The organism is Streptomyces sp. NPDC055189 (assembly GCF_053606765.1).
On sequence record NZ_JBSGSG010000150.1, the window covers coordinates 1 to 10,846 of the forward strand.

At 72.0% G+C, this 10,846-nt stretch carries 10 protein-coding genes; 4 read left to right on the plus strand and 6 right to left on the minus strand.

What is annotated here, in order from left to right; translation table 11 throughout:
* Positions 1-74: 74 nt before the first annotated feature.
* The 4 genes from ACWFR3_RS45545 to yczE form a co-directional block, all read right to left on the minus strand.
* A complete protein-coding gene (locus ACWFR3_RS45545) occupies positions 75-449 on the minus strand; it encodes an RNA polymerase-binding protein RbpA (RefSeq protein ID WP_030360404.1) in 375 nt (124 codons plus the stop codon).
* 256 nt (positions 450-705) lie between these two features.
* Positions 706-2,067 (minus strand): MFS transporter, encoded by a 1,362-nt coding sequence (locus ACWFR3_RS45550; RefSeq protein ID WP_453740615.1) that lies wholly within the window; start codon positions 2,065-2,067, stop codon positions 706-708.
* Between the two features lie 48 nt (positions 2,068-2,115).
* Positions 2,116-2,883 carry a glycerophosphodiester phosphodiesterase gene (locus ACWFR3_RS45555; protein ID WP_453740616.1) on the minus strand — a complete coding sequence of 256 codons (768 nt, stop codon included), beginning with the start codon at positions 2,881-2,883 and terminating at the stop codon, positions 2,116-2,118.
* Positions 2,880-3,554: a membrane protein YczE gene (gene yczE / locus ACWFR3_RS45560; RefSeq protein WP_453740617.1), complete on the minus strand. Its 675-nt coding sequence runs from the start codon at positions 3,552-3,554 to the stop codon at positions 2,880-2,882. Before yczE ends, ACWFR3_RS45555 begins: the two co-directional genes overlap by 4 nt.
* Positions 3,555-3,653: 99 nt before the next feature.
* On the opposite strand from yczE, the gene ACWFR3_RS45565 reads away from it, so the two are divergent.
* Positions 3,654-5,153, plus strand: coding sequence for an SCO1417 family MocR-like transcription factor (locus ACWFR3_RS45565; protein WP_453740618.1), 1,500 nt, complete (start codon positions 3,654-3,656; stop codon positions 5,151-5,153).
* Positions 5,154-5,156: 3 nt separating this feature from the next.
* On the opposite strand, the gene ACWFR3_RS45570 is transcribed toward ACWFR3_RS45565, so the two are convergent.
* A complete protein-coding gene (locus tag ACWFR3_RS45570; protein WP_453740619.1) occupies positions 5,157-6,827 on the minus strand; it encodes a hypothetical protein in 1,671 nt (556 codons plus the stop codon).
* A gap of 48 nt (positions 6,828-6,875) precedes the next feature.
* Positions 6,876-7,070 carry a hypothetical protein gene (locus ACWFR3_RS45575; RefSeq protein WP_160503705.1) on the minus strand — a complete coding sequence of 65 codons (195 nt, stop codon included), beginning with the start codon at positions 7,068-7,070 and terminating at the stop codon, positions 6,876-6,878.
* Positions 7,071-7,371: 301 nt separating this feature from the next.
* Between ACWFR3_RS45575 and ACWFR3_RS45580 the strand changes: the two genes are divergently transcribed.
* The 3 genes from ACWFR3_RS45580 to ACWFR3_RS45590 all read left to right on the plus strand — a co-directional run bounded on the left by ACWFR3_RS45580 (position 7,372) and on the right by ACWFR3_RS45590 (position 10,760).
* Positions 7,372-7,764 (plus strand): ankyrin repeat domain-containing protein, encoded by a 393-nt coding sequence (locus ACWFR3_RS45580; RefSeq protein ID WP_453740620.1) that lies wholly within the window; start codon positions 7,372-7,374, stop codon positions 7,762-7,764.
* 301 nt (positions 7,765-8,065) lie between these two features.
* On the plus strand, positions 8,066-9,484 hold the full coding sequence (locus ACWFR3_RS45585) for a HEAT repeat domain-containing protein (protein WP_453740621.1): 1,419 nt from the start codon (positions 8,066-8,068) through the stop codon (positions 9,482-9,484).
* Positions 9,485-9,629: 145 nt separating this feature from the next.
* On the plus strand, positions 9,630-10,760 hold the full coding sequence (locus ACWFR3_RS45590; protein ID WP_453740622.1) for a glycosyltransferase family 4 protein: 1,131 nt from the start codon (positions 9,630-9,632) through the stop codon (positions 10,758-10,760).
* The last annotated feature ends 86 nt before the right edge of the window (positions 10,761-10,846 follow it).

Sequence of the window (10,846 nt, forward strand, 5' to 3'; positions counted from 1 at the left end):
GGCCACTGCTCAGCAGTGGCCCCGGCCTTCGTGTGCGGTGTTTGTTCAGTCAGCCCTGTTGGTCAAGCTCGCCGTCAGGCGGACTTGCGGCTGTCCCGCGGATGCACCGCGATGTTCATGGCTCCTGAACGGAGAACCGCGAGGCGCTCCTCCAGGACCTCCTCGAGTTCCTCTCGAGTACGGCGCTCCATGAGCATGTCCCAGTGCGTACGCGCAGGCTTCCCCTTCTTCTCCTCAGGTCCATCGCCGTCAACGAGGAGTGCCTGGGCCCCGCAGACCTTGCACTCCCACTCCGGCGGGATTTCCGCCTCTACCGAGAAGGGCATCTCAAAACGATGTCCGTTCTGGCATGCGTACTCCACGGCCTGGCGCGGAGCCAAGTCGATGCCGCGGTCGGTCTCGTAGCTGGTCACCACGAGGCGCGTGCCGCGAAGAGCTCGCTCACTCATGAATCGTGCCTCCCGGGCTTGTCGCCCACAGGACAGGTGTCGCTGTCGTCGTCATCCGGTCAACGTCCGGTCGGCGGTAAAGATTCCCGTTAAGGGTCATGCGTCGCCGTCGTATGCCGCCCCTTGTTGTACCCACCAGCGCCCGGTATGTCACATCTGACAGAGGATGTCACCCTGCGTTTCTGAATCTTCAGCGCGCAGTAACGGTCCGCCTGGTAAGCCAAACGCGTACACTACCGCCCTTTGGCTTCAGTTGCTAAATCCTGGCGGGTACGGGATTTCCCGCGTCGCGGATCGCGCGCCGTACGGGTACCCGCGCGAGCAGCACGAAACCGATCACGAAGAAGGCCACGAGCGAGAGGATCGCGTCGCGGTAGCTCCCCGTGAGCTGGTAGGTCAGGCCGAAGATCAGCGGCCCGAGCCAGGCCATGCCGCGGTCGCTGATCTCGTACGCGGAGAAGTACTCGGCCTCCTTGCCCGCGGGCACCAGATGCGAGAACAGGGAACGCGAGAGCGCCTGGGAACCCCCGAGCACCAGACCGATCCCCGCCGCGAGGACGAAGAACCACACCGGCGCGCCCGCGGGCAGGAAGAACCCGGCCCCGATCGTCACCGTCCACGCGACGAGCGACCCGAGGATGGTGCGCTTGGCGCCGTACGTCCGGGCGAGGCGCCCCATGGCGAGCGCACCCGCCACCGCGAGCACCTGTACGAGGAGGACCGCCACGATCAGCGTGGACTGGTCGAGGCCGAGCTCTTCGGAACCGTAGACGGACGCCTGGGAGATCACCGTCTGGACGCCGTCGTTGTAGACGAGATAGGCGAGCAGGAAGGACAGCGTGTGCGGGTGGCGGCGCATGTCGCGCACGGTCGCCGCCAGCTGTCGCCAGCCGCGCGCCGACGGCCGGGACGACTGAGAAGCCGCCACCCCGCGATCGCGCAGCCGCCGCAGCGGCACGAGCGAGAAGGCGCCCCACCACACGCCCGCCGACGCCAGGCAGATGCGCACGGCCGTCGACTCCGACACACCGAAGGTGTCGTGGGCCAGGAAGAGGGCCAGGTTCGCCACCAGGACGAGCGCACCCGACGCGTAACCGAACGCCCAGCCGCGCGAGGAGACCGCGTCACGCTCCTCGGGAGGCGCGATCTGGGGCAGATAGGAGTTGTAGAGCACCATCGAGACGGCGAGCGAGGCGTTGGCGACGATCAGCAGGAAGCCGCCGAGGAGATAGCGGTCGCCGTCCAGGAAGAACATCCCGGCCGTCGCCGCGGCCCCCAGATAGGCGGCCACCGCGAGCAGCGGCTTCTTGCGGCCGGTGCGGTCGGCGGCGGCGCCGGCGAGCGGCATGACGAAGACCGACAGGATCACCGAGGCCGACACCGCGTACGCGAAGAAGGACCCGGCGCTGATCGGTATGCCCAGCGGGCGGACGTATCCGTCGCCGTCCGCGGCCGACTTCGCGATCTGTGTCAGATACGGGCCGAGGAACACGGTCAGGACGCTCGTCGAATAGACCGAGCACGCCCAGTCGTACATGTACCAACCGTGCTGCTCGCGCCGGCGCCGCGCGACGCTCTCGTCGGCCGGTGGTGTTGCCCGCACGGTGTCGGTGCCCACCCGTGCCCCCTCGCTGGTCCCCGTGGTCCGCTGCCGCCCCGGAGGCGGTCAGGCCCAGGCTCCCCGGTCCTTCAGCACTTCGCGCAGCGTCTCGATGTGATCAGAGATGATGCCATCTACACCGAGGTCGAGAAGAGCGGTCATGCGTTCCGCGTCATTGACCGTCCAGACGTGCACCTGCAGCCCGCGCGCGTGGGCCGCGCGGACGAAGCGCCGGTCCACCACCCGGATGCCGGCATGCGTCTCGGGCACCTGTGCGCACACCGCGGAGCGGCGCACGGCGGCGGGGACGCCGAACGAGCCCAGCCGCAGGGCCGCCACGCCCCGCGTGCCGTACGAGGTGGCCAGGCGCGGGCCCGCGAGCCGCTGGGCCCGTGCCACCCGGGCCTCGGAGAACGACCCGACGCACACCCGGTCCCAGGCGCCGGTGCGGCGCAGCAGGTCCAGGAGCGGGAGCAGGGCGGGCTCGGCCTTGACGTCCACGTTCCAGCGGACGTCGGGGAAGGATTCGAGGAGGTCTTCGAAGAGGGGCACCGGCTCGCTGCCCGCCACGCGCGCGTGCCGCACGGCGCTCCAGGGGAGGTCGGCGATCTGCCCGGCCGTGTCCGTCACCCGGTCGAGCGTCGCGTCGTGGAAGGCCACGAGGCGGCCGTCGGACGTGGCGTGCACGTCCGTCTCGATGTAGCGGTACCCCAGGCCGACCGCGCGCCGGAACGCGGCGGCGGTGTTCTCCAGGCCGTCCGCCGCCCCGCCCCGGTGGGCGAAGGGGAGCGGTCCCGGATGGTCGAGGTAGGGATGGCGTACGCGCGTGGTCACCGCTGCAGTATCGCCTGCGCCGGTTGACCCCCGGCAGCCACGGTGCTGCTCCCCGATGGAGCGGGGACGGCGAAGAAGCGCAGGAAGAACTGGGCGAGCGGGCCGATCGCCAGGGCGTAGAAAACCGTTCCCACGCCCACCGTGCCGCCGAAGGCGAACCCGGTGGCGACCACCGCCACCTCGACCAGTGTCCGCATCAGCCGGACCGAGTGGCCGGTGCGCTGGTGCAGGCCCGTCATCAGGCCGTCCCGCGGTCCGGGACCGAACCTCGCCGCGATGTAGAGCCCGGTGGCCAGCCCGTTGAGAACGATCCCCGCCACGAGGAGCGGAATGCGGGCGCCGAGCGCGTGCACGTCCGGCATCAGGGCGAGCGTGCCGTCCATCGCGAGGCCGACCACGAAGACGTTGGACACGGTGCCGAGGCCGGGGCGCTGGCGCAGCGGGATCCACAGGAGCAGCACCGCGGCGCCGATGAAGATCGAGACGACGCCGATGGACATCCCGGTCAGCTCGGCGAGGCCCTGGTGCAGCACGTTCCACGGTTCGAGGCCCAGACCGGACACCACGAGGAGCCCGGAGCTCGCGCCGTACAGCGCCAGACCGACGTACAGCTGGATCAGTCTGCGGGTGAGGCGCGGCGTGAACGGCTTCGGTGGCTTCGGTGTGGACATGGTGCGCCCCCTGCTGGTGATGTGGCCTGGCACATGACACTCTGTGGCTTGCAACAGGATGCCAACCATGGCCAATTCCAGGAAGGTGGACTGGGAATCATGGCCCAGTGGACTTCGGCAGTGGGCGCCACGCAGCTCGCCCGACTGCTCACCTCTCAGCAGACGCGCCCCGCGGGCCCCGGCACGCGCCGCCCGCCCGCCTACCGCGCACTCGCCGACGGCATCCGCATGCTCGTCCTGGAAGGCCGCGTCCCGGTCGCCGCGCGCCTGCCCGCGGAGCGCGAACTGGCCGTCTCCCTCGCCGTCAGCCGGACCACGGTCGCCGCCGCCTACGAGGCGCTGCGCACCGAGGGCTTCCTGGAGTCCCGCAGGGGAGCGGGCAGCTGGACCGCCGTCCCGGCCGGGAATCCGCTGCCCGCGCGCGGGCTCGAACCGCTTCCGCCCGAGGCGCTCGGCTCCATGATCGACCTGGGCTGCGCGGCGCTGCCCGCGCCGGAGCCCTGGCTGACCCGTGCCGTGCAGGGCGCCCTGGAGGAACTGCCTCCGTACGCGCACACCCACGGCGACTTCCCGGCCGGTCTGCCCGCGCTGCGCCAGATGCTCGCCGAGCGCTACACCGCGCGGGGCATCCCGACCATGCCCGAACAGATCATGGTCACGACCGGGGCGATGGGCGCCATCGACGCCATCTGCCATCTGTTCGCGCCGCGCGGCGAACGCATCGCCGTCGAGTCCCCCTCGTACGCCAACATCCTCCAGCTCATGCGCGAGACGGGCGCCCGGCTGGTTCCCGTCGCCATGTCCGAGGGGCTCGGCGGCTGGGACATGGACCGCTGGCGGCAGGTGCTCCGCGATGCCGCACCCCGTCTCGCCTATGTGGTCGCGGACTTCCACAACCCCACGGGCGCGCTCGCCGACGAGGACCAGCGGCGCAAGCTCGTCGATGCCGCGCGCTCGGCGGGGACGGTCGTCGTCGTCGACGAGACGATGATCGAGCTGCAGTTCGACGACGACCTGACCATGCCGCGCCCCGTCTGCGGCTTCGACCCGGCGGGCTCGACCGTCATCACCGTCGGCTCGGCCAGCAAGGCCTTCTGGGCGGGCATGCGCATCGGCTGGGTGCGGGCCGCGCCCGACGTGATCCGCAGCCTGGTCTCGGCACGGGCGTACGCCGACATGGGCACACCGGTCCTGGAACAGCTGGCGGTGAACTGGCTCCTGAGCACCGGCGGCTGGGAGTCGGCCGTGCAGGTGCGCAGGGAGCAGGCGCGCGAGAACCGTGATGCCCTGGTCGCCGCCGTCCGCCGCGAACTGCCCGAATGGGAGTTCGCGGTGCCGAACGGCGGACTGACCCTGTGGGCACGGGCCGGCGGCCTCTCCGGCTCCCGCCTCGCCGAGATGGGCGAGCGGGTGGGGGTCAGGGTCCCGTCCGGGCCGCGCTTCGGCGTGGACGGCGCCTTCGAGGGATATGTCCGGCTGCCGTTCACCGTGGGAGGCGCGGTCGCGGAGGAAGCGGCGGTGCGCCTCGCGGCGGCCGCGCGCCTCGTGGAGACCGGGGCGGCCGCGGGCGTGGAGGCGCCGCGGGCCTTCGTGGCCTGAGCGTCAGCCCTCGGCGGGCACGGGCTGCGGCGCCGTGCGGGGTTCCGTCACCGCGGTGCCGGGCTCGGAGTCGGCGGTGGTGTCGGAGCCGGTGTCGGAGTCGGACCCGGCGGTCTCGGTTTCGGGGGCGGCCTCGGTGCCGGTGCCCGTGCCGGCCTCGTCAGGGGTGCTCCGTGCGGGCAGCAGGTCCGTCACCGCCTGCCGGTGCGCCTCGCTGGTCGCGTCGTCGTAGGGATCGGGCGTCGCGGGCACCTGGAGCCGGTGCACCTGACCCGTGCCGAGCCGGGCGTAGCCGCGGCCGGGCGGGACGTCGGACGTGGGCGTCGTGCGGGGCGGCACCCCGAGGATGTCCTCGACCTGGTCGAGCGTCGTGGGGCCGAGGACCACGCGCGCGCGGGTGTGCTGGAGCACGGGATCGCTCAGGGCGTCCAGGCTGTCGAACTGGTCGGCCACGACGACCGTGACGCCCGCCGCCCTGCCGTGCCGCAGCGGCACCTGGAGCAGCGACTGCGGGTCCTTGCGCCCGTCGGCCGCCGCCAGGTGACCGAGCACGCTGGGGCGGTCCAGGAGGATCCACAGGGGGCGCTTGGTGTCGTCCGGGGCGGGGTGGCCCGCTTGGCGCGCACGGTTGGCGGAGATGAGGCGCCGCTCCGTCTCGTGCGCCGCCCACTCCAGGCTCGCCAGGGCTCCGGCGAGACCGCACTCGATGGCCAGGACGCCCTCGCGCCCGGTCAGGCACGCGTAGTCGCCGATGCCGCTGCCCTCGATGATCAGGACGTCGCCCTGGAGCAGGGCCTGCAGGGCGATGGAGCGCAGCAGGGTCGTGGTGCCGCTGCCGGGTTCGCCGATCACCAGGAGATGCGGTTCGGTGGAGCGGGGGCCGGTGCGCCAGACGACGGGGGGTACGTCGCGCTGCTCGTCGCCGTCCGTCACGGGGAGGGTGCGCTGGACACCGGTGGGGTCGGTGAAGCCGAGCACGGTCTCTCCGGGGGCGGTGACGAACCGCTGGGCCGCGATGTCGGTGGGCAGCGGGGGCAGGACGTTCACCGTGAGCTGGTTGCCCTCTTCGTCCCAGTCGAAGTGGTACTCACGGCCGCGGCCCGACTTCGCGTGCAGGAGCTGCTCGATCCGTGCGCGTGACTCGGCCTCGCCGTCCGTGAAGTACGCGGGGTAGCTGATGACCAGGTGCGAGACACGTCCGTTGCCGTCGAACTCGTACGACGTGAGGGCCTTGTCCCACTCGCCGCCGTGCGCGAAGAGCGGCGCGGGGTCCTCGGGAACGGAGAAGTACGGGACGAGCGCTTCGTAGAGGGACTGCAGCCGCTGGGTCTGTGCCTCGTCGGGACCCGTGGGCGCGGGCTCCGAGCGTTCCCTGCCGGTCCATGCGGCGGCCCCCATCAGGCAGATGGCGGCGAGCAGCGGACCGAACGGGACGAGGGCGATGACCAGGACGACGGAGGCCACCAGGAACAGCAGCGGTCCCCGCCGGTCCTTGGGGGTGTCGGCCCACTTGCGCCGCCCGGCCCCCGCGAGGCGGCGCAGTCCACGAGTGATCGTGATCAGCGGGTGGAGGACGTCGGTGGCGCTGTCGGCGGCCGACCGGGCGAACTCCCGGCTGCGGGCGATCGAGGCGGTGCCGTTGCTCAGGATGCGGGGGAGGGGGCGCCGGGCCACGTCAGTCTCCAGATGGTGCGGACGAAGTGCTGCAGGGAGCAGGAGGCGTCAGAACTTGATCCCGCCGAGCAGGCTCGCCAGGCTCGCGCTGCCTGCCTTGATGCTCGGGGCGATGGCGGTGCCCGCCATGAAGAAGCCGAAGAGCGCGCAGACCACCGCATGGGACGCCTTGAGCCCGTCCTTGCGGAAGAACAGGAAGACGATGATGCCGAGCAGCACGACGCCCGAGATGGAAAGGATCATGACGGTTCTCCTGGTTGGTGGGGACAGTCACCATGAGTTGTTCCAGGTTCACAGCATGCATCCATACGATAAAAGGTGCAAATGGGGTAATTTTCCGGAATTTAACTCGAATGGCGGGCCTCACTGGGCCGCCCGGGCTGCGGGACCGCACGTCGTCCGGTTGCCTTGGTGATCTTTGCCGCGAGCGCACTCCGTCATGTGCCCGGACGGGCAGTACCCTGTCGATTCACTCGTACGGCCGCACCGGTCGCCGTACGAACCCCGATACGAGTCACCCCGCAGTCGAAAGGCGGTCCCGTCCATGAGTGAAGCCCCCGACCCGGAAGTCGTGGAGCTCGCGACCAAGATCTTCGATCTGGCGCGCCAGGGCGACACCGCGGCACTCTCCGCCTACGTGGACGCCGGGGTTCCGGCGAACCTCACGAACGACAGCGGCGACTCCCTCGTCATGCTCGCCGCCTACCACGGCCACGCCGAGGCGGTCAGGGCCCTCCTGGAGCGGGGCGGTGACGCCAACCGTGCCAACGACCGGGGGCAGACGCCGCTCGCGGGCGCCGTCTTCAAGGGCGAGGACGCCGTGATCAGGGCGCTGCTCGACGGCGGCGCGGATCCGGCCGCGGGCACGCCGTCGGCGGTGGACACCGCCCGGATGTTCGCCAAGACGGAGCTGCTCGACCTGTTCGGGGCGGCCTGAGCGGGGTACCTGACCAGCAACAACGGGGGCGCTGGAAATGTGGTCGCGGCGGGCAGAACCGCTGGGTCATCATGACGACGTGATTCACGGACGCGACGGCGGGGCAGGAGTTGCCGCACCGCGCGGACCGTGAGCGGCCCGCCCCCGGACCTCCCGTCCGGATCGATGCGGGCCACCGACGAGAGGCAGAGGAAGATGGTCTACAGCAAGCAAGAGACGGCGGGCAGCCCGACGTGTAGGCGCACGGCCAGGTAATTCACGATTCCCGGTTGCGTCGACGCTTGATGTGAGGCTGTTTCCCATGTTCGATCCGGTCATAGCGCCCAGCGGTACGCTGCTCGGCCTGCTGCAGCGGGGCCGCGGCGACGGCACGCTGCACGCACTCACCGCACCCCGGTCCGAGGCGCTCGCCGCCCTCGAGACCTGCGTGCTCCACGACCCGCGCCACGACTGGCAGGTCGAGAACCGCTCCCTCTACTACGCCAGGCTCTACCTCGATCTCCGCGGCGGCATCGAGGAGATCGAGCGGCACCTCTTCGATCCCGAGGACGTCCTGAACACGGACGACTCCCGCACGGGGCTCGCCCTCGCGGTCCTGGGGCACCTCGCCTCGTACGGCAGGCACGACGCCCTCGAACTGCTGCGACGCTATGCGGCGTTCGGCGCCAACTGGGCCTGGGCCCTGGACGAACTGGCGCTGCGGGACGACGACGCGGGCCTGCGTGCCCTGGCCGTTCCCGTGCTCGCCAGATTCCCCTCGGACGCCGAGGGCGAGGCCGAACTGGCCGCCACCGTGCGCGATGCCTACGAACCCAGGCCCTGGCGGCTGTGGGAGGAGGATCCGCGCGAGGCCGTCGGCGCCCGCGTGCGGTCCGCCCGTGAGCAGGGCTCCTTCGACCGCTGGCAGCGGCAGATGCGGCCCTCGGGGCCACGACCCGGCTGGAGCGTCCAGGCAGTCTTCGACTGGGCGCAAGAAGGGCTCGAACGCGGCGCGGTCCTGCACGTGCCCGCGGCCCGCTGCCTGAGCGCCGTCGCCGGGCCCGACGACCGCGCCGAGATCATCGAGGCCGCCCGTAACGGCTCCGACGGGGCGCGCGGCACAGCCCTGCGCTACCTCGCGGACATCCACGATCCCGATGTGTTCGACCTGATCGAGTACGCGGTTCAGGACACGTCACGGGCCGTCGTGGACGCCGCCGCCGAAGCATTCGAGCGGATGCACAGCGTCGCCGCCGTGGAGCGGGCCCGCCGCTGGGCCCTGCGGCCCGACGTGCTCGGCGCCGCCGCCGGACGGGTGCTCGCCTGCAGGGGCGCCGCCCGGGACAGCAAGCTCGTCCTCGCCGCCCTCCGCGAAGCCGTCCGCGGCGAAGGCCCGGACGCACCCACCCTCTGGACGCTCGTCGACGGAGCGGGACGGCTCGGCATCGCCTGCGCGGCCCCCGTCCTGCGCCACGTCTACCGCGAGACCGCCTCCTCCCACCTGCGCGGCCGCGCCGCCCGCGCGCTCGCCGCCACCGACCCCTCCTTCGCCGCCGGATTCGCCGTCGAATGCCTGTGGGACTGCGAGGAGTCCACCCGCGAAGTCGCCGCACGGCACGCCGAGACCGGTGACGCCCGCGTGGTCACCCAGCTCAGAAGGCTCGCCGCGGACCCCGCCGAGGAGGACGAGGTACAGACCGCGGTACGCAGCAGAATCGACCCCGACGCGGCCGAGGTGTAGCCCTCGGCCCGGCGGCCGCACGGCAGGGCGCGCCCCCTGGCGGGGCGTGTGCGGGGGACCTGCGGAGCGGAACGCTCATGGGACGTTCCCCGCCAGGAAAGATCCACGTTGACGTGACCACGCCCCGCACGACGACAACACGGGTATGCGTGTCGTCATCGTCACCGAATCCTTCCCTCCCGACGTCAACGGCGTGGCGCACTGCGCCCTCCAGACCGCCCGGCAGCTCACCGCGCGCGGCCACGACCCCCTGGTCATCGCCCCGGCCCCCGCGGCCGGGGCGGACGCCGCAGCCGATGCCAGTGCGCCCTGCCCCGTCATCCGTGTCCCCTCCCTGCCCCTCCCCGGATATCCGCAGGTCAGGGTGGCGCTGCCCAGCCGGCGCCTGTCGGCCGCGCTGAGCGCGCACCGGGCCGACATCGTCCACCTGGCCAGCCCGTTCGTCCTCGGCGCGCGCGGCATGGCGGCCGCCGCGCGCCTCGGGATTCCCGCCGTCGCCGTCTACCAGACGGATCTGGGCAGTTACGCGCGTACGTACATGGGGATGGGCGAGGCCACCGCCTGGCGGCGCATCCGTGCCGTCCACGCCGCGGCCGACCGCACCCTCGCCCCCTCGTCGGCGGCCCGGCGCGATCTGGTGGCACACGGGGTGCCCCGGGTGCGCCTGTGGCCGCGCGGTGTGGACACCACCCGGTTCCGGCCCGGCCTGCGCGACGAGGCCGTACGCCGCGAACTCGCGCCGGACGGCGAGCTGATCGTCGGCTACGTGGGGCGGCTCGCTCCGGAGAAGCAGGTCGAACTCCTTGCCGGGGTGTGCTCCCTGGAGGGCGTGCGGGTGGTCGTCGTCGGCGACGGGCCGAGCGAGGGGTCCGTGCGGGCGGCGCTGCCGGGCGCCGTCCTGACGGGGCGACGCACCGGGAGCGAACTCGCCCGGATCTTCGCCTCGTTGGACCTCTTCGTGCACACCGGGCCCGACGAGACGTTCTGCCAGACCGTGCAGGAGGCCATGGCCGGCGGCGTGCCGGTGGTCGCCCCCGCGGCGGGCGGCCCCCTCGACCTCGTCGTCCCCGGCCGCACCGGAGTCCTGGTGCCGCCCGGGGACGCCCTCGCCATACGGGACGCGGTCTGGGCGCTCGCCGCCGATCCGGGGCTGCGTGCCGCGTACGGCAGGGCAGGGCGCGCGGCCGTCGAGGGGCGGACCTGGGAGGCGGTGGGCGAGCAGCTCATCGGCCACTACTCGCAGGTGCTCGCCGCGCGGACGGCGGTAGCTGCCTAATGCTGTCGTCAAGCCACGAGATGAAGAGGCGGCCGTGGTGTGTAGGCGTGTCGGTCGCGGAGGATCGCGTAGAGGACGTTCACGCG

Bases quoted from the DNA above. Each gene is read 5' to 3' on its own strand.
- ACWFR3_RS45575 (WP_160503705.1), bottom strand. From the start codon at position 7,070: ATGATCCTTTCCATCTCGGGCGTCGTGCTGCTCGGCATCATCGTCTTC.
- ACWFR3_RS45585 (WP_453740621.1), top strand. From the start codon at position 8,066: ATGTTCGATCCGGTCATAGCGCCCAGCGGTACGCTGCTCGGCCTGCTG.
- ACWFR3_RS45545 (WP_030360404.1), bottom strand. From the start codon at position 449: ATGAGTGAGCGAGCTCTTCGCGGCACGCGCCTCGTGGTGACCAGCTAC.
- ACWFR3_RS45590 (WP_453740622.1), top strand. From the start codon at position 9,630: ATGCGTGTCGTCATCGTCACCGAATCCTTCCCTCCCGACGTCAACGGC.
- yczE (WP_453740617.1), bottom strand. From the start codon at position 3,554: ATGTCCACACCGAAGCCACCGAAGCCGTTCACGCCGCGCCTCACCCGC.
- ACWFR3_RS45565 (WP_453740618.1), top strand. From the start codon at position 3,654: ATGGCCCAGTGGACTTCGGCAGTGGGCGCCACGCAGCTCGCCCGACTG.
- ACWFR3_RS45580 (WP_453740620.1), top strand. From the start codon at position 7,372: ATGAGTGAAGCCCCCGACCCGGAAGTCGTGGAGCTCGCGACCAAGATC.